This is a genomic window from Commensalibacter papalotli (ex Servin-Garciduenas et al. 2014) (genome assembly GCF_000527695.1).
GTDB lineage: Bacteria > Pseudomonadota > Alphaproteobacteria > Acetobacterales > Acetobacteraceae > Commensalibacter > Commensalibacter papalotli.
Genome location: NZ_ATSX01000001.1, coordinates 975455 through 992213, shown reverse-complemented (window position 1 = coordinate 992213; position 16759 = coordinate 975455). Strand labels below are relative to the sequence as shown.

General features: G+C 37.9%; 23 protein-coding genes. 17 read left to right on the top strand and 6 right to left on the bottom strand.

Annotated features, from left to right (window positions below):
• Positions 1-9 precede the first annotated feature (9 nt).
• The 6 genes from lpxD (at position 10) to COMX_RS04515 (ending at position 4257) form a co-directional block, all read left to right on the top strand.
• Positions 10-1083 (top strand): UDP-3-O-(3-hydroxymyristoyl)glucosamine N-acyltransferase, encoded by a 1074-nt coding sequence (gene lpxD, locus COMX_RS04540; protein ID WP_034337509.1) that lies wholly within the window; start codon positions 10-12, stop codon positions 1081-1083.
• Between the two features lie 127 nt (positions 1084-1210).
• Complete coding sequence (gene fabZ / locus COMX_RS04535; RefSeq protein ID WP_235176805.1) at positions 1211-1654, top strand: 3-hydroxyacyl-ACP dehydratase FabZ; 444 nt, start codon at positions 1211-1213, stop codon at positions 1652-1654.
• Positions 1655-1733: 79 nt separating this feature from the next.
• A complete protein-coding gene (gene lpxA / locus COMX_RS04530; protein WP_051461867.1) occupies positions 1734-2603 on the top strand; it encodes an acyl-ACP--UDP-N-acetylglucosamine O-acyltransferase in 870 nt (289 codons plus the stop codon).
• Between the two features lie 27 nt (positions 2604-2630).
• Complete coding sequence (locus COMX_RS04525; protein WP_152534186.1) at positions 2631-3476, top strand: LpxI family protein; 846 nt, start codon at positions 2631-2633, stop codon at positions 3474-3476.
• A 12-nt stretch (positions 3477-3488) separates the two neighbouring features.
• The gene (gene gloA, locus COMX_RS04520; RefSeq protein WP_034337504.1) at positions 3489-3887 is read left to right on the top strand and encodes a lactoylglutathione lyase; all 399 of its coding nucleotides are present in this window, start codon (positions 3489-3491) and stop codon (positions 3885-3887) included.
• Between the two features lie 16 nt (positions 3888-3903).
• A complete protein-coding gene (locus COMX_RS04515; RefSeq protein ID WP_034337501.1) occupies positions 3904-4257 on the top strand; it encodes an MmcQ/YjbR family DNA-binding protein in 354 nt (117 codons plus the stop codon).
• Here COMX_RS04515 and COMX_RS04510 read toward each other — a convergent pair.
• On the bottom strand, positions 4250-4657 hold the full coding sequence (locus tag COMX_RS04510; RefSeq protein ID WP_034337499.1) for a hypothetical protein: 408 nt from the start codon (positions 4655-4657) through the stop codon (positions 4250-4252). The genes COMX_RS04515 and COMX_RS04510 overlap by 8 nt on opposite strands.
• Before the next feature lie 193 nt (positions 4658-4850).
• On the opposite strand from COMX_RS04510, the gene rpmH reads away from it, so the two are divergent.
• Genes rpmH through COMX_RS10630 form a run of 9 tightly spaced genes read left to right on the top strand, consistent with a single transcriptional unit; the run spans position 4851 to position 11758 of the window.
• Positions 4851-4985, top strand: a complete 135-nt coding sequence (rpmH, locus tag COMX_RS04505; protein WP_034337496.1) for a 50S ribosomal protein L34 — start codon at positions 4851-4853, stop codon at positions 4983-4985.
• Between the two features lie 30 nt (positions 4986-5015).
• Positions 5016-5384 carry a ribonuclease P protein component gene (gene rnpA, locus COMX_RS04500; RefSeq protein ID WP_235176756.1) on the top strand — a complete coding sequence of 123 codons (369 nt, stop codon included), beginning with the start codon at positions 5016-5018 and terminating at the stop codon, positions 5382-5384.
• On the top strand, positions 5385-5603 hold the full coding sequence (gene yidD / locus COMX_RS04495; RefSeq protein WP_034337494.1) for a membrane protein insertion efficiency factor YidD: 219 nt from the start codon (positions 5385-5387) through the stop codon (positions 5601-5603).
• Positions 5604-5646: 43 nt separating this feature from the next.
• The gene (yidC, locus tag COMX_RS04490; RefSeq protein WP_034337492.1) at positions 5647-7416 is read left to right on the top strand and encodes a membrane protein insertase YidC; all 1770 of its coding nucleotides are present in this window, start codon (positions 5647-5649) and stop codon (positions 7414-7416) included.
• Between the two features lie 3 nt (positions 7417-7419).
• Positions 7420-8085: a ribosome biogenesis GTP-binding protein YihA/YsxC gene (gene yihA, locus COMX_RS04485; RefSeq protein WP_034337488.1), complete on the top strand. Its 666-nt coding sequence runs from the start codon at positions 7420-7422 to the stop codon at positions 8083-8085.
• Positions 8086-8116: 31 nt separating this feature from the next.
• Positions 8117-9046 carry an acetylglutamate kinase gene (argB, locus tag COMX_RS04480; protein ID WP_034337485.1) on the top strand — a complete coding sequence of 310 codons (930 nt, stop codon included), beginning with the start codon at positions 8117-8119 and terminating at the stop codon, positions 9044-9046.
• A gap of 39 nt (positions 9047-9085) precedes the next feature.
• Positions 9086-9934 (top strand): 2,3,4,5-tetrahydropyridine-2,6-dicarboxylate N-succinyltransferase, encoded by an 849-nt coding sequence (dapD, locus tag COMX_RS04475; RefSeq protein ID WP_034337483.1) that lies wholly within the window; start codon positions 9086-9088, stop codon positions 9932-9934.
• Between the two features lie 30 nt (positions 9935-9964).
• Complete coding sequence (dapE, locus tag COMX_RS04470; RefSeq protein ID WP_034337482.1) at positions 9965-11101, top strand: succinyl-diaminopimelate desuccinylase; 1137 nt, start codon at positions 9965-9967, stop codon at positions 11099-11101.
• Between the two features lie 30 nt (positions 11102-11131).
• On the top strand, positions 11132-11758 hold the full coding sequence (locus tag COMX_RS10630) for a hypothetical protein (RefSeq protein ID WP_051461866.1): 627 nt from the start codon (positions 11132-11134) through the stop codon (positions 11756-11758).
• On the opposite strand, the gene truA is transcribed toward COMX_RS10630, so the two are convergent.
• The 3 genes from truA to def are packed head-to-tail and all read right to left on the bottom strand — an operon-like array spanning position 11742 to position 14024.
• Positions 11742-12524 carry a tRNA pseudouridine(38-40) synthase TruA gene (truA, locus tag COMX_RS04460; RefSeq protein ID WP_034337479.1) on the bottom strand — a complete coding sequence of 261 codons (783 nt, stop codon included), beginning with the start codon at positions 12522-12524 and terminating at the stop codon, positions 11742-11744. The two genes, COMX_RS10630 and truA, sit on opposite strands and share 17 nt — an antisense overlap.
• 6 nt (positions 12525-12530) lie before the next feature.
• A complete protein-coding gene (gene fmt, locus COMX_RS04455; RefSeq protein ID WP_034337476.1) occupies positions 12531-13466 on the bottom strand; it encodes a methionyl-tRNA formyltransferase in 936 nt (311 codons plus the stop codon).
• A 21-nt stretch (positions 13467-13487) separates the two neighbouring features.
• Positions 13488-14024, bottom strand: coding sequence for a peptide deformylase (def, locus tag COMX_RS04450; protein WP_034337473.1), 537 nt, complete (start codon positions 14022-14024; stop codon positions 13488-13490).
• 211 nt (positions 14025-14235) lie between these two features.
• Between def and COMX_RS04445 the strand changes: the two genes are divergently transcribed.
• Together COMX_RS04445 and COMX_RS04440 are read left to right on the top strand one after the other, a co-directional pair.
• Positions 14236-14763 carry an Hsp20 family protein gene (locus COMX_RS04445; protein ID WP_051461865.1) on the top strand — a complete coding sequence of 176 codons (528 nt, stop codon included), beginning with the start codon at positions 14236-14238 and terminating at the stop codon, positions 14761-14763.
• A 57-nt stretch (positions 14764-14820) separates the two neighbouring features.
• On the top strand, positions 14821-15087 hold the full coding sequence (locus COMX_RS04440; RefSeq protein WP_051461864.1) for a DUF1150 family protein: 267 nt from the start codon (positions 14821-14823) through the stop codon (positions 15085-15087).
• A 56-nt stretch (positions 15088-15143) separates the two neighbouring features.
• Here COMX_RS04440 and hpf read toward each other — a convergent pair whose 3' ends face one another.
• Entirely contained in the window at positions 15144-15740 is a 597-nt protein-coding gene (gene hpf / locus COMX_RS04435; RefSeq protein WP_034337471.1) for a ribosome hibernation-promoting factor, HPF/YfiA family, read from the bottom strand.
• 161 nt (positions 15741-15901) lie between these two features.
• Positions 15902-16750 carry a DUF817 domain-containing protein gene (locus COMX_RS04430; RefSeq protein ID WP_034337469.1) on the bottom strand — a complete coding sequence of 283 codons (849 nt, stop codon included), beginning with the start codon at positions 16748-16750 and terminating at the stop codon, positions 15902-15904.
• Positions 16751-16759 lie beyond the last annotated feature (9 nt).

Sequence of the window (16759 nt, the reverse complement as noted above, 5' to 3'; positions counted from 1 at the left end):
GTGTATCGCGTGAGTATTGAGCAAGAAAATCATCATCCTGGTGACAGTCGTTTTTTTTCTAAATCTGGTCCTTATACTATAGAAACTTTGGTTAAGGAAACAGGTGCTCAACTCAACTCACCTGATGTTCTTACTAAAGATATACAATATACAGGTATTGCTCCTTTACAAATTGCTAGTTCCTCAGAAGTTAGTTTTCTAGATAATAAACGTTATTTACCACTACTAGCACAGACCAAAGCTGGGGTTGTGATTGTTGCCCCTGCTTTTGCAGATAAAGTGCCACAAACCAGCCATGCTTTAGTGACCTCAAATCCTTATTTAGCTTGGGCTAGAGTTGCAACTTTATTTTATCCTAAAACGCCTGCAAAGCCTGGGGTTCATCCTACAGCTTACATCCATCCTGATGCAGTCATTCATCCTAGTGTAGAAGTGCAGGCTTTTGCAGTGGTGATGAATGGGGTGCATATCAATAAAGAATGTATTATCGGAGCTCACTCAGTAATTGAGCAAGGTGTGCAAATCGGTCAGTATTGTCGTATAGGTAATCATGTATCTTTAAGTCATGCAGTGCTTGGGGATCGTGTAACCTTGTATTCAGGCGCAAGGATTGGTCAAGACGGTTTTGGTTTCGCTATTGGTGAGCAAGGTTTTGTAAGTATCCCTCAAATTGGTAAAGTAATTTTGAAAAATGACGTTGAGGTTGGTGCAAACTCAACAATTGATCGTGGTTCAGTCAAAGATACTATTATTGGAGAGGGTTCCAGACTAGATAACTTGGTTCAAATTGGCCATAATGTAGAAATGGGAAGATGTTGTATTGTTGTATCTCAGGCAGGTATATCAGGTTCAACACAATTGGGTGATTTTGTTACTATTGCTGCGCAAGCTGGGTTAATTGGGCATATTCATATTGGAGACCATGCCAGAGTGGGCGCCCAATGTGGTGTTATGTCTGATGTTGAGGCGAAATCAGATGTGATTGGTAGTCCGGCAATGCCATTTAAAGAGTTCTTTAAAAACGTTGCGTTTTTAAGACGGATGGCAAAATCGTCAAAAGGCAAAGAAGATAGTCAAAAGTGAATTGATGATTTTGACAAAATAAGTATTAATAGATAACTATAAAACTGATATTATTTATAAGTGGTTAAAAAAAGTGAGCATAGAAACAAATAAAACAAATGTTGCCCCTCAAGACCAAGATTCTGCTATTGATCTTCCCGTCATTGATATAGAAGGCATTATGAGTGCAATTCCGCATAGATATCCATTTTTATTAATTGATCGGATGATCAATGTAAAAAAAGGATTGTCTGCTACCGGTATAAAAAATGTTTCTGTTAACGAGAATTTTTTTCAAGGGCATTTTCCTTCTCGTCCTGTTATGCCAGGTGTTTTAATCATCGAAGCAATGGCTCAAACTGCTGCTGTATTAGTTGTTAAAACGCTAGGCGCAGAATTTGAGGGAAAAATAGTTTATTTTATGACGATTGAAAACGCTAAATTTAGACGTCCAGTCGGGCCTGGCGACCAATTATTTATTGATGTAGTAAAAGAACGCCAACGTGCCAATGTTTGGAAATTTCGTGGTATTGCCAAAGTGGATGGTGTTTCTGTTGCAGAAGCAACGTTTGGTGCAATGATTATGGGATAATCAAAATATATCGTTATCGTGTATATTTTGATTTTTCTTTATTTGGTAAAGCACAAATGACATCAAAAAAAATTAAAAGATGGAGGAAATTCTGGTAGATATTTCAAACGCTACTGTCAGTAATAGCGAAATTCATCCATCTGCGATTATTGCTTCTGGAGCTAAAATAGGTCGTGGGGTTTGTATTGGCCCATGGTGTTCAGTAGGTGCAGATGTTATTATTGAAGATGGTGTCAAGTTAATTGCTAATGTAATTGTTGATGGTCATACTACATTGGGTAAAGATTCTGTGTATTATCCATTTTCAACCATAGGATTGGCTCCACAAGATTTAAAATATAAAGGTGAGCCAACGCGTTGTGTGATTGGCAGTAGAACAGTAGTTCGTGAACAAGTAACGATTCATCGTGGTACGACTTCAGGAAATGGGATTACTACGATTGGTTCTGATTGTTTAATAATGGTTAATGCGCATATTGCTCATGATTGTTATATTGGTGACCGTGTTATTATTGTCAATAATGTTGTATTAGGTGGACATGTTCATATTGATGATGATGCCAGAGTAATGGGGTCTGCGGCTATTCATCAATTTGTTAGAATTGGTAAAGCAGCTTTGGTTGGTGGTGTGACTGGAGTTGAATCAGATGTTATTCCTTATGGTAGTGTGCTTGGAAATAGGGCGCGTTTAGTAGGAATGCATTGGATATGGCTGAAGCGTAATGGTGTTCAAAGCTCAGAAATTCATATTTTAAGAAACGTATACCGCGCTTTATTTCCTAAAGATGAAGAATTATGTGGCGTTTTTGAAGAACGTTTACAAAATGTAAAAGATAAATTTGGACATATAGATCGTGTTCAAGAAATTATTGATTTTATTGAGCAGCCCAGCCGTAGAGGATTGGTAAAAGTAGGACGTTCAATTTCCTCTTCAGAAAAAGAGGGATAAATAATCATTTAAATGCAAAGCCAATTAATGGAAAACAAAACAGCCGTTGGAATTTTAGCTGGGGGAGGGCCTCTGCCAGGTAAAGTTGCAGAGGCTGTTTTTGCTATGGGACGTTCTGTATTTATTGTTGGGTTTCAGGATTTTGCAGAACCGCAAATTATTGAAAAATGGCCTCATGAATATGTAAGATTGGCTGCGGCTGGGCGTATTCTTGCTGCGCTTCGTGAAAATCATTGTGAAGATATTGTGTTAATCGGCCCAGTCAAACGTCCATCTTGGCGTGATTTACGACCAGATGCAGAGGGGGCAAAAATCCTTGCCCGCATAGGTAAAGCGTTATTTGCAGGGGATGATGGTTTATTAGCTGCGTTGGTTCGTGTGTTTGATGAAGAAGGCTTTAAGGTTCGTGGTGCGCATGAGTTTCTAGATCCTGTGATTGAGGGTGTTTTTGGAAAAATACAACCTGATTCTCAAAGCTTGCATGATATTGATAAAGGAATAGAAGTTAATCAAGTCTTGGGTCGTTTAGATATCGGGCAGGGGTGCATAGTCCAAAATGGCTTGGTCATTGCTGTTGAAGCGATGGAGGGAACGGATTCTATGTTAAAAAGAGCCAAGGATTGTCAGCAACCTGGTTTAGGTGCTATTTTAATTAAACAAGTTAAACCTGATCAAGAAAGACGTGCGGATATGCCGACAATTGGTCCACGCACGGTCATTGGTGCATATGAGTCAGGCTTAAGAGGAATAGCGTTTGAGGCAGGAGGTACGTTAATTGTGCATCAAGAAGAGGTCGTTCGTTTGGCTGATGAAAAAGGAATATTTCTGTTAAGTTATAATCCAGATACATTCAAACAAAAATATATAAAATGAAAGAGAAACAAAATGGCAACTTATCTTCATACAATGATTCGAGTTCACAATTTAGATAAAAGTTTAGCTTTTTATCAATCTCTTGGAATGAGAGAAATTCGTCGTAAAGAAGTCCCAGAGGGTAAATATACACTGATTTATGTTGGATTTGACGATAATGCTGCTGGTGAAGCTGAAATCGAATTGACTTATAATTGGGGACATGATGTGCCCTATGATATGGGCACAGGTTTTGGACATTTAGCCTTGGGCGTTGATGATATTAATGCTGTAGTAGAAGCAGTTCGTAAATTAGGTGGAAAAGTAACCAGAGAACCTGGTCCAGTAAAGTTTGGAACGACAGTGATTGCTTTTGTCGAAGACCCAGATGGATATAAGATTGAGCTAATACAAACCGATACTTACAAATAAGATTTCATGGATAATTATGAATAGACAAGATTTGCTTGCGTATGCCAAAGAAAATTTTAAAACCATTCCTGATTATCCATGGCTAAGATTTTCTGAATATGTTGTTTTAAGGCATCAAGGCAATAAAAAATGGTATGGCTTAGTCATGAACGTGTCAGGAGATCGACTGGGTTTAAAATCTAAAGATCATGTTGATATTTTGAATGTCAAAGTTAACCCAGAATCTTCTTATTTTCTGCAACTTAAGCCTTATATTTTTCCTGCTTATCATATGAATCGTGAACACTGGGTCAGTATTCTATTGAATGGCAGTGCTTCAGATGATGAAATTATTTTATTATTAGAGCAGAGTTATAAATTAACTAAATAGATTTATTTTTTGTCTCTTTTAAGTATTCCGCAACTTTTTCAATAGATTGTGCAATAGATTCTGCTGATTGTAATGTTTTTTCATCAGCTGTTTTATTTAACAAGATACGGTCAGCCATCAAAAGAGCTGGTGATAATATGCCTTTGACGTCATGTCGTAAAATAGAGAGTTGTGAGGCATGTTGTGTTTCTATTTTTGCAAGTTTTCTTTGATACCCAGTGATTATCAAGGTGGTTACAGTAGTAATATATAGACCCATTAGGACAAATATGCACCATAAAGGAAGGGTTGCATCATATAGAGAAAATGTTAAAACACATAAAAGGATTCCTGAACTTATTCCGATAAAGTAGCGAAAAAATCTTTTTTTCTGTAATGGTTTGGGCAGAGAGCTTGCCATCTATGAAAAAATCCTTTGGAAAACAAATTATTTTCCTTAAATAGCATAAAAAAGCAATTCTGCCTATGGACTTAGATTGACGATTTTCTATATTCAGATTATAACCACGTCTTTAGGACTATAATTATTTGTTAAGTCTGAATGCAATTTATAATATTTATTTGTTTTCAGAAGGCTTTAAAGGAGAGATTTCGTGAAGCGTACATATCAACCTTCAAAAATTGTTCGTAAACATCGTCATGGTTTCCGTGCACGTATGGCTACTGTTGGTGGACGTAAAGTAATTACCAACCGTAGAGCAAAAGGACGTAAACGTCTTTCAGCTTAATGGCGTTTGGCGTTAAAGCGAGTATGGTTTGTGACTGATATAGGTAACAAGCTCCAGCCTGTCTTGCGTTTAAAAAAGCGGGTACAATTTTTAAATGTAGCTGCAAACGGTCAGAAAGTCCCTACATCTAGTGTTGTCTTGCAATTATTACATAGAAATGATTGCGAAGCAGGTAGAGTAGGGTTTACCGTTACTAAAAAAGTTGGAAATTCCGTTGTTCGTAACCGAGTAAAAAGAAGGTTGCGAGGGGTTATGCAAGAATTAGCGCAAAAAAATTCTTTTCAAGGCATTGATATGGTGATGATAGGTCGTAAAAATACCTTTGAAAAACCATACCAAGCAATTGTAAAAGATTTTCGTTGGGCTTTGTATAAAGCTGGGGTTATATTGAATAAATAAATGAAACGAATTTTTATTGGTTTGATTTATCTTTATCAGCTGACTTTACGGCCATTACTTGGGCATCATTGCCGTTTTAACCCATCTTGTAGTCATTATGCCCAAAAAGCTATTCAAACACATGGTGTTTTTAAAGGAATCATGATGGGTGGATGGCGTATTTTACGGTGTAATCCTTGGAATTTGGGTGGGGATGATCCTGTTCCCCCTAAAAAATAAGGCGATATTTTTTTAAATTCAATGAATGATTGGCTGGCTTTGAATGGATAACAAGCGCTTTTTTCTGGCGACTTTGCTTTCTGTTTTTCTTCTTTTTGCATTTGAGTATTTTACCCCAAAAAAAGAAGAAACACACAACACAACACAACAGGTGAAACAAGAGCAAACGCCGCTTTCAACGCAAAAAGTTGAATCATCATCAAATCAAGAAGTTGCAGAAACAGGGCCAGATATCAGGGTTCCTATTAATGCAAATCAGGTAAAGGGTTCTCTTAATTTAAGAGGTGCTTTATTAGATGATTTGGTTTTAAAAAACTATCGTGAAACGATTAAAAAAGATTCACCACTTGTTCGTGTACTTTCTGGCCCTAAATCCAAAGATGCAAATTATGTGCAAACAGGTTGGGTCAATGCCGATCATGATACAACAAAACTTCCTGATATCAATTCGGTTTGGAAAACTGATCAAAAAGAATTAACCCCTGAACAGCCTGTCACCATGACATGGGATAACGGGCAAGGGGTAAAGTTTGAAAAAACGATTTCAATTGATAAAAATTATATGTTCAAGTTTGAACAAAAAGTCGTTAATTCATCAGATAAACCTGTTTCTGTTTTCTTTTTTGGCCGTGTAAGTCGTGGCTTTACACCAAAAGAGTTAAACGGTTACTTAGTACATGATGGCCCGATTGGGATTGTTGATCAGCGTCTTGAACAATACTCTTATGAAACGATTCGTAAAGATTCAAAAGCACCTTCTGATATTTCTTGGAGCAAGAATACAACTGGTGGTTGGGCTGGTATAACTGATAAATATTGGTTAACGGCTATCGTTCCTCAACAAGATAAAAATGTTAGTGTTGTTTATGGTTTTACACCAGATGCTGATCAGTCTGAGAATATCAACACCGGTGGTGTTGAAAAAGGAACATATCAAGTTGGTTTTACCTCACGTCAACCAATGGTTGCTGCACCAGGTGAAACTGTTTCAACTTTTGGACATGTATTTTCTGGGGCTAAGGTTGTTGAACTTTTAAACCAATATGAAAAACAATATCATATTCCTGATTTTTGGAAGGCGGTTGATTTCGGTTGGTTCGCGTTTTTAACGTATCCTATTTTTATTGTTTTGGATTGGTTGAATAATTTTTGGGGTAATTTTGGGTTAGCTTTGTTAACCTTTACCTTGATTGTTAAAGCTGTGTTTTATCCTTTGGCTTCAAAGCAATTTCATTCAATGGGTAAAATGAAGGCTTTACAGCCTAAAATGAAAGAAATTCGCGAAACTTATAAAGATGATCAACAGTTGATGAATCAACAAATGATGCGTCTTTATAAAGAGCAAGGCGTTAATCCTGCCAGTGGTTGTTTACCAATCTTACTTCAAATTCCAATTTTTTGGTGTTTGTATAAAGATTTGTATGTAACAATTGAAATGCGTCATGCACCTTTCTTTGGTTGGATTCATGATCTGTCTGCTCCTGATCCGACGAATATTTTAAATTTATTTGGATTAATACCATTTGATCCATCGACGATTTCACCATTTTTGCATGTTGGTATCTGGCCTTTGATTTTTGGTTTTACAATGTTCTTGCAACAAAAGTTAAACCCTGCGGTATTGGATCCAGTTCAAAAGAAAATGTTCCAGTTTATGCCATTTATTTTTACGGTTGTTTTGGCTACACAACCAGCAGGTTTGGTGATTTACTATAGTTGGAATAATACATTAACCGCATTACAACAGTTGGTGATTCAAAAGCGTATGGAAGCTAAAGCTAAAAAAGCATCTTTTAAAAAGGCAAAAGGATAAATTGTGGCCGAGTTATTACCACCATCTGCTGATGATTTAGAGCATCAAGCAAAGTTAGAGGCTGGGCGACTTCTCTTCGCCCAAGAATCCAAATTCTTTTTTGGTGCTCAACGATTAAACCAATTAGAGCCAGCAACTTTACCCGAGGTTGCTTTCGCTGGCCGTTCAAATGTTGGAAAATCAACTTTAATTAATGCGATTACTGGACGTAAGATGCTGGCCAGAGCATCTTCTGAACCAGGGCGTACAAAACAGTTAAACTTCTTTAATATTGGTAATCAGCTCGTTTTTGTTGATATGCCAGGTTATGGTTACGCCAAAGCCTCAAAAGATGTTAAAAGTGACTGGCAGAAAATGATGTTTGCTTTTTTAAGAGGCAGACCGACTTTGTTACGGGTAATGTTGTTGCTAGATGCACGGATAGAGTTGAAACAAAGCGATCATAATATTATGGATTTATTAGATCGTGCTGCGGTTACTTTTCAAGTTGTTTTAACAAAAGCAGATCAGTTATCTGCAGCGCAATTAGATAAGAAACAAGGCGAAATCTTAGACGTCATTAAAGAACATACTGCGGCATATCCTTTTATTCGTGTGACCAGCAGTCAAAAAAATATTGGTATTGAGGATTTGCGTGCGGATTTAGCACGTTTAATTACTAAGAACTAAGTTCTATTAGAACGATCAGGATTGTAAAGTTATGACCAACCGAAAATCATTAGATTCTGTAAAAAAGGCTGCAAAAGAGGCTCACGAACAGGCCAGCGTTTTAGCAAGAGCTTTGCCTTATTTGCGACGATATACAGGGGATACTATTGTTGTAAAATATGGTGGTCATGCAATGGTTGATAATGGCCTGTCCAACGCATTTGGAAATGATATTGCTTTGTTAAAACAAGTAGGCATCAATCCAATTATCGTTCATGGAGGTGGTCCACAAATTAATGCTATGTTGGAACGCATGGACGTTGAAACAACATTTGTTGATGGGCTACGAGTGACAAATGCTGCAATTATTGATGTTATTGAAATGGTTTTGGCTGGCACAGTGAACAAACAAGTTGCAACTTTGATCAATCAAGCAGGGGCTTTGGCAGTTGGTATATCAGGAAAAGACGGTGGCTTAATTGAAGCACACAAGCTGGTTAAGCATGTTTGGGATGATTCATTAAAAAGAGAACGGGCTATTGATCTTGGATTAGTAGGGGAGCCTGTGCGTATTGATCCTAGAGTTTTATATGCGTTATCTGGTTCTGGCCTTATCCCTGTGGTGGCACCTATTGGGATGGATAAACAAGGACAGACCTATAACATTAACGCTGACATTGCTGCCGGTGCTATTGCAGGTGCCGTGCGTGCATCTAGATTATTTATGCTGACGGATGTGCCTGGTGTTTTGGATAAAGATGGGAATTTAATCTCTGAGTTAACTGAGGAAGAAGCTAAAGAGGCGATTGCTACAGGTGTGATCACAGGGGGTATGATTCCAAAGATTGAAACATGTTTAGAAGCTGTGAAAACAGGTGCTCAGGCCGCCGTGATTATGGATGGGCGTGTTCCGCATGCCTGTTTATTAGAATTATTTACTGAGGGCGGGTCAGGCACTTTAATTCGTGCTAATCGTTCATAAAATTATTTAAGTATTGATTTAAGAAAGAGGGAAATACAAATGACTGATCATTCGATGTTACAAGCAGAAATTGAAAAATTATGGGAAGATCGTACTAATATTTCCCCATCAACCTCTGGTTCAGCACGTGATGCTGTGGAAAAAGCATTATCAATGTTGGATGCAGGGGAACTACGCGTAGCAACTCCTGGTGTTAGTGGTTGGACGATTAATGAGTGGCTTAAAAAGGCTGTACTATTGTCTTTTCGTTTATATGATAATTATGGCATGAAAAGTGAGGCAGGCGTTCCTGCTTATGATAAAGTTGCATTAAAATTTGCAAATTGGAGTGATGCGGATTTTGCGACAGCAGGTTTCCGTGCAGTTCCTGGTTCTATTGTACGCCGTTCAGCATTTATTGCACCAAATGTTATTTTAATGCCCAGTTTTGTCAATGTAGGTGCGTATGTTGACAGCGGTACTATGGTTGATACTTGGGTAACTATTGGCAGCTGTGCGCAAATTGGTAAAAACTGTCATATCAGTGGTGGTGTTGGTATTGGAGGGGTTTTAGAACCTTTACAAGCAGCCCCAGTCATTATTGAAGATGATTGTTTTATTGGCGCACGCTGTGAAGTTGCAGAAGGTGTGGTTGTAGAAAAAGGTAGTGTCTTGTCCATGGGTGTATTCTTGGGTGCATCTACCAAGATTATTGATCGTAATACAGGCGAAGTATTTATGGGACGTGTTCCTGCATATTCTGTGGTTGTACCTGGCACATTGCCTCCTAAACAAGCCACCAGTGAACAAGGTAATCCATTGCCAGGATTGGCTTGTGCTGTGATTATTAAACGTGTTGATGAACGCACACGCTCTAAAACATCTATTAATGATTTACTAAGAAGCTAATTTACAAAATATAGAAGGGGTGACTATTCAATGAGCGATCCAGTTTCTCTGTTACAAGAGTTAATTCGTTGTCCATCGGTTACCCCACATGATGCTGGTGCCCAAGATATTTTAAAGGCACGATTACAAAAAATAGGATTTGAAATCTTTGACCTTCCATTTGGCGAAGGCGAACATCGGATTTTGAATTTCTTTGCAAGGTTAGGCTCAGGCCATCCTCATTTTTGTTTTGCAGGTCATACAGACGTTGTGCCAGCTGGAAAGAATAATTGGGATAGTGATCCTTTCTCAGCAGAGCTTAAAGACGGTGTGATTTATGGCCGTGGGGCTTGTGATATGAAAGGTGGTATTGCTGCTTTTATATCGGCTGTTGAAAATTTCCTTGAGGGTCATTCTGAATTTTCAGGATCTTTGAGCTTTCTTATCACTGGGGATGAAGAAGGTCCTGGCATTAACGGCACGGTAAAAGTCTTGGAATGGATGCAAAAGCATAATCATATTCCGGATTTTTGCTTGGTTGGAGAGCCTACTTCTGCACAGGTTCTTGGAGATATTATTAAAATTGGCCGAAGAGGCAGTTTGAACGCGGTGATTGAGGTCGAGGGCACTCAAGGGCATGTGGCTTATCCTCATTTGGCTGATAATCCTATTCATAAATTAATGACGATTTTGACCTCATTAACACAACCTGTGTTAGATAATGGGAACGAATGGTTTCAACCTTCATCTGTACAAGTAACCTCTATTGATGTTGGAAATGTGGTTACGAATTTAATTCCAGGTACTGCAACAGCTCGTATAAATATTCGCTTTAATAATTTACATAGTGGCACAGCCTTGAAAGGTTGGATTGCCACACAATGTCACCGTGTTGCAGAGTATTGTAAGATTGATGTTGCCATTTCTGGTGAGGCATTTTTAACTGAGCCTGGTGAAGAAGTCAGGGCTCTTTGTGAAGCGATTCATCAAGTTAATCAGGTAAAACCACGTCTTGATACAGGTGGAGGTACTTCTGATGCACGTTTTATTTCTCAATATTGTGCTGTTGCAGAATTTGGTCTGGTCGGACAAACGATGCACAAAGTAAATGAGGCAGTTTCCATTCTGGATTTAAATCAGTTAACCACGATTTATCAAAATGTGATAGAAGCGTTATTTAAAGAATAATCTGAGCTATAAACTATAAAGAGGGTAAAAGTGAAAAGTACTATTCGTGGAATGTTTATGTTAGGAAGAGGAAAGCGTGAGGGTATTCACGAATTTTCTAACAGCTCAGATTCTGTATTAAGTGCGTTAGCCCCATGGATCGCGTTGGCAGTTGTTGGAAATCTTTTACCACTTTTGATGATGAAATTCAAAGACACACATGCGGTTTATATCAGTGTATCTATTTTCCTAGTTAAAATTTGTTCGTTATTGATAACTGTTGCGATTATTCATGCTTTTGCTGTTTTGTGGAAACACGAAGATTATTGGAAACAAACGACTGTTGCCGTATTATGGTGTTTTTGGGTGCCAATTCTCGATTGTATTTTGTTTTTCATGATCGTTGGCTTATTATTTTCAGGTTCTCCTAATATTTTGATGGCTTTACTTGGATTGGCCAGCATTTTATATTTGGCATATAGTCTTTGGTTAAATTGGTTTGTTATTAAGGTTGGCTTACAAACCACTGCGGCCAGATCTGCTGTGATTGTTGTAACATTAATCACGGCAAGTATGGTTATTTATGGTATATTTATGATGCATAACTATCCATACATGATGCAAATGGCACATGATTTACAACAACAAATGCAACATCAAGCTAAATCTGCTCAATAAATGGATCTGTTGGATAAATAACCTCGGTTAAAAATAATCCTGTCGCAGGGGCGTTGATTCCTGCGGCCTTGCGATCTTTGGCTTGTAAAATAGTGAATGCTTGCTCTTCTGGCCAATAGCCGTCACCAATCATTTTAAGGGTGCCAACCATATTCCTTACCTGATGGTGCAAGAAAGAGCGAGCTTCAGGTTCAAAGTATATATAATCATCTTTTTTATAAATATCGAAACGATCTAGTTTACGAATAGGTGAGTTTGCTTGGCAAGCTGTGGCACGAAAAGATGTAAAATCATGTTGTCCTAATAGATATTGTGCGGCTCGAACCATTTTGTCGACATCTAGTGGTTTACGTACATGCCAGACGTAATTCGTATTCAGTGCAGGTCTGCTGAGACGATTAAGAATGACATAACGATATTTACGTTGGACAGCTGTAAACCTGGCACTCCATTGTAAATCGACTTGACCAGCTTGTAAAATTGCAATGGCATGGGGTTTCATATAATGATTTAACCCATCGCATATTTTCTTTGCAGTCAAGGGAAGGTGCGCTGGAAAATCCAAATGGGCGACTTGTCCCATTGCATGCACACCAGAATCGGTGCGTCCCGCGGTAATAGAGTTGATCTTATATTGATTATTGCAGATTTTTTCCGCAGCTTCTTCCAAAACTTGCTGAATGGAAAGGCCTTTTTTTTGACGTTGCCAACCTACCAGTCCTGTGCCGTCATATTCAATTTTGACGGCCCATCTTTGAATATCCATAATCAACTAGCCCAGTATAGCTTTAGAATTGATAGAATTACCCCTAAGGAAATCTTGTACGGACATGGCTTTTTTGCCAGCCAGTTGGACTTCTAAGAGTTCTATAGTGTGATGATCCCCACAAGTTACTAATAACGCATTAGAAGATACGAGAGTAGAACCTGGGGTGTTTGTGTTTTTTTCTGTGCTGATTGCAGCTTTGGTTATTTTCAGCAAGTTCCCATCAAGTAATGTAAAAGTTCCAGGCCAAGGCGTTAAAGCACGGATTTGTTGGTCTATTTCCTTGGCTGTTAAAGCCCAGTTAATTTTACCATCTTGTTTGTTGAGCTGACGAGCATATATTACCCCTTCTTCTGATTGTGGATGGGGGGATAAAGAGGGATTATCAGCAAGAGCGTTTAAAGTTTGAAGGATTAATTTTCCACCGAGTTGAGATAAATCATCATGCAATGATTGAGCGGTTGTTTGATGCGTAATAGGTAGAATTTCTTCCTTATAAACGTCTCCAGTATCTAATCCAACATCCATTTTCATGATGCTAACCCCAGTCTGGGTATCTCCAGCCCAGATAGAACTTTGAATAGGAGAGGCTCCACGCCAACGTGGTAAAAGGCTGGCATGAATATTCAGGCAGCCTAACCTCGGTATATTAAGCATCTCAGAAGGAAGGATAAGGCCGTATGCAGCCACAATTGCTATATCAAGATCAAAAGAAGCAAAACGTTCAAATTCTTCGGGTTGATTTTTCAGTATTGTAGGAGAATAAACTGAAATATTTAATTGCTCGGCTGCTTGTTGTACTGCGCAAGGGCGAATTTTACGTCCTCTACCAGCAGGGCGAGCAGGTTGGCAATAAACAGCAACAATCTCGTGTCCAGCTTGATGTAATGCTTGTAAAGCAGGAACCGCAAAATCAGGTGTCCCCATAAAGGCGATGCGCATTTTGGCTTTCCTTGAATATAATTAACGGCTTTTTCTTTGGTCTTTAATAATCTTACGCATAATCATATTACGTTTTAACGAAGAAAGATGATCTATAAACAAGATACCATCAAGATGATCGGTTTCATGTTGAATACATCTGGCCAACAAATCGTCAGCTTGCATTTCTTGTTGTTTACCATCAAGATCCATATAGCGCAGCTTGATTTTCTCTGGACGAATAACTTCTGAAAACTGCTCGGGAACGGATAAGCATCCTTCTTTGGCTTCTGAACAGTCCTCTGATTCTTCGATAATCTCAGGGTTTAGGATAACATATTGTTCTTTCTCGTCACCTTCTTTGGCTAAATCCATAATAAAGAAACGTAAACCAATTCCTACCTGAGGTGCGGCCAAACCAATGCCTGGTGCATCATACATAGTATTAAACATGACAGGAACGATTTTTCTGACTTCTTCAAGGTCTTTTTCTTCAACTAGTCGTGCCTTTTTTCTTAAAAAAGGATCTGTTGCAACCAGAATAGGTAAAAGCTCTAAATTTTTTTCTTCAGTATTCATGTTTAATTTTATGCCGTTATAAAAGGTGTTTGTTACGTTTTTATATATATAATACAGTTGATATTACAATATTTTGTCATGATGATAAATCATAATTTTATAAGATATGCTTGCATAACAACCTATTTTTCCCATATTATATATTGAGGTAAGTGCCATAGTGGGCTTATTTGAATACATGTCTCGCTCATAATTAAAGGAGGAGGCTTTCATGTCAGGAAGGCTTTTTACGTCGCCTATGTTCCTGGGATTTGATCATTTGGAACAAATTTTAGAACGTGCTGCTAAATCTACGTCTGATGGATATCCGCCATATAATATAGAACAAATTAATTCTTCTAGTTTGCGTATTACATTGGCTGTTGCTGGGTTTATGATGGAAGATCTGCAAATTACTCAAGAGGATAACCAGTTGGTTATTCGTGGAAGACAGTGCGAAGATAATACTCAAGAACGCGTTTTTTTGTACAGAGGGATCGCCGCAAGACAGTTTCAACGCGCCTTCGTATTGGCTGAAGGAATAGAAGTCGAGAGTGCTTGGTTGGATAATGGCCTTTTACATATCGATATTACTCGTCCTCAACCAGAAATGAAGGTAAGGCGTATTGAAATCACACAAAATACAGTTTCTCGTAAGAAAACCAATACCAAAGTTCCTGCTTACAAAGGGCATCTGGCTGAACCCCATCATACAGAACGCTCTGGTTTAGAGAGAAACATTCAAACGATCGAAAAATAGAGATAAAGCACAAGGTTTTATATTTTTTTGATGTCATTGATGGAAAGGGTCATAAATATGAATGATCAAGATATAAATGATAAGGCTAAGTTAATCGCTGCTAAAGAAGATGAGAATGTTATCGATGTTCGTAATCTGACAGACGGGCAATTAAAAGCATTGGGTGTCAGCCAAATGGCATATGTAAAAATTGTTATGATTAATGGTGAACAAGTTTTTGCTATTCATGCAGCTGATGGAACCCCAATGGCAGTTGCAGATAACGTAAAGACAGCGTTTGCAGCTATTGTTCAGCATGAAATGGTGCCTTCTTTTGTAAATTAAACACAAGGCAAATATTGTTAAAGCAAAAGGGAGGATATGAAATCCTCCCTTTTGCTTTAGTTGCTTATACCAGAATCAAGCCAGACGACTTGGCCATCTGTATGGCGATAAACAACATTGATACGGTCGTTTTCAGAATTTTTAAACATTAGAACTGGACGTTCTGAAAGGTCAAGATGCATAATCGCTTCATATACAGTAAGGCTGTCAATCTCGGTAGCTCTTTCTGTAATGATACGTTCTTTGATTGCTTGTTCCAGTTGCTCTTGTTGTGTGTTTTCTTGCTCTTCTATTTCTTGGTCAGGGCGAATAACATATTGACGACCTTCAACAAATTTATTGAAGGCAGCTTTTGTACCTCGACGTCCTAGTAAACGGCTTTTATAACGGCGTAAGCGTTTTGTAATATGCTCTATTGCATTGTCAAATGCAATTTGTAGTTCTGTAGCTGAACCCTCACTGCGAATAGAAAGACCACGAGATGCATGAGTATGAATTTGGCAGGTGTAAGAAGATGGTAATTTATTAAAAGTAACAGAAATATCATTAATATTATCAAAATATTTTTGTGTAGTTTTTTCTAATGTCTCTTCAACTTTTTGGCGAAACCAATCGGGTATTTCTATTTTTTTTCCATAAATTGATATCTTCATTAATACTCTCCATCTTTTTTTATAAATATCTTATAGTTAGGTTACTCATGTCTTGATCATTGTGCAACACTGATTTTTAAGTATGACGAAGATATTATCGATACTATATTATTTAATAGAATTCACAGAGATAAGAGAATAAACTATTGAGCTTCAAAAGATTATCTTGGAATATAAACGGTCTTTTTTATATGTTTTAAAAACACAGTAATGGTAAATGTCATAATGACTAGCAATGCCCATGAACTCCATTTTCCTGTATGTACCATTGACCAAGAGGTAATTTGATTTGGGTATTTCCATATGCCAAAGAAGGTACTAATATTTTCCGCTAGCCAAATAAAAAAACCAATCAAAATAAATGCGAGTAAAAGTGGCATTTTCCTTTCACGGTCATAAGGGGTAAAGACAACGGTTGTACGAGCATAAAGCCCCAATACACCAGCAGCAATATACCATCTATAGTCACCAAAATAGTGATGAGTAAAAAAATTTATATAAATTAACAAAGAAGTAATAACTGCAAAAATATAAGGGGGATGATGATATATTTTCAGATCAAATAAGCGCCATGCTTGGATGATATAACTGCCAATAGCTGCATACATAAAGCCTGAGAATAAGGGAACATTCAGCACTTTGGTATAAGCAAAATCAGGATAACTCCATGATTGGATATTGGCAGATGTTTTGAAAACTTCTAACACAAAGCCTACAATATGAAACAGCATCACGGCCTTTAATTCATCTAATGTTTCTAGTTTGCTATAGACCATCCATAATTGAATTGTAATGGCAATAATGAATAAGACATCATAACGTGGAATAATCCAAATACCACTTTTGGGGACGATAAAAATAGAGAGAAAAAATAACCCCACAAACAGGCAAGAACGTGCTTCTTTAGCGCCAAAAAATAAAAATTCAACACAAAACCGCTTCCATCCATAAAGATGTGGGATAAGAGGAGGGTGCAGGAGTTTTTCGTCCAAAGACTGCAATGAGTGCATTTTTTCTCT

Excerpts from the sequence above, each read along its gene's own strand:
- lpxA (WP_051461867.1), top strand. The coding sequence starts at position 1,734 with ATGGAGGAAATTCTGGTAGATATTTCAAACGCTACTGTCAGTAATAGC.
- COMX_RS04525 (WP_152534186.1), top strand. The coding sequence starts at position 2,631 with ATGGAAAACAAAACAGCCGTTGGAATTTTAGCTGGGGGAGGGCCTCTG.
- gloA (WP_034337504.1), top strand. The coding sequence starts at position 3,489 with ATGGCAACTTATCTTCATACAATGATTCGAGTTCACAATTTAGATAAA.
- COMX_RS04515 (WP_034337501.1), top strand. The coding sequence starts at position 3,904 with ATGAATAGACAAGATTTGCTTGCGTATGCCAAAGAAAATTTTAAAACC.
- COMX_RS04510 (WP_034337499.1), bottom strand. The coding sequence starts at position 4,657 with ATGGCAAGCTCTCTGCCCAAACCATTACAGAAAAAAAGATTTTTTCGC.
- yidD (WP_034337494.1), top strand. The coding sequence starts at position 5,385 with ATGAAACGAATTTTTATTGGTTTGATTTATCTTTATCAGCTGACTTTA.
- yidC (WP_034337492.1), top strand. The coding sequence starts at position 5,647 with ATGGATAACAAGCGCTTTTTTCTGGCGACTTTGCTTTCTGTTTTTCTT.
- argB (WP_034337485.1), top strand. The coding sequence starts at position 8,117 with ATGACCAACCGAAAATCATTAGATTCTGTAAAAAAGGCTGCAAAAGAG.
- dapD (WP_034337483.1), top strand. The coding sequence starts at position 9,086 with ATGACTGATCATTCGATGTTACAAGCAGAAATTGAAAAATTATGGGAA.
- dapE (WP_034337482.1), top strand. The coding sequence starts at position 9,965 with ATGAGCGATCCAGTTTCTCTGTTACAAGAGTTAATTCGTTGTCCATCG.
- truA (WP_034337479.1), bottom strand. The coding sequence starts at position 12,524 with ATGGATATTCAAAGATGGGCCGTCAAAATTGAATATGACGGCACAGGA.
- fmt (WP_034337476.1), bottom strand. The coding sequence starts at position 13,466 with ATGCGCATCGCCTTTATGGGGACACCTGATTTTGCGGTTCCTGCTTTA.
- def (WP_034337473.1), bottom strand. The coding sequence starts at position 14,024 with ATGAATACTGAAGAAAAAAATTTAGAGCTTTTACCTATTCTGGTTGCA.
- COMX_RS04445 (WP_051461865.1), top strand. The coding sequence starts at position 14,236 with ATGTCAGGAAGGCTTTTTACGTCGCCTATGTTCCTGGGATTTGATCAT.
- COMX_RS04440 (WP_051461864.1), top strand. The coding sequence starts at position 14,821 with ATGAATGATCAAGATATAAATGATAAGGCTAAGTTAATCGCTGCTAAA.
- hpf (WP_034337471.1), bottom strand. The coding sequence starts at position 15,740 with ATGAAGATATCAATTTATGGAAAAAAAATAGAAATACCCGATTGGTTT.
- COMX_RS04430 (WP_034337469.1), bottom strand. The coding sequence starts at position 16,750 with ATGCACTCATTGCAGTCTTTGGACGAAAAACTCCTGCACCCTCCTCTT.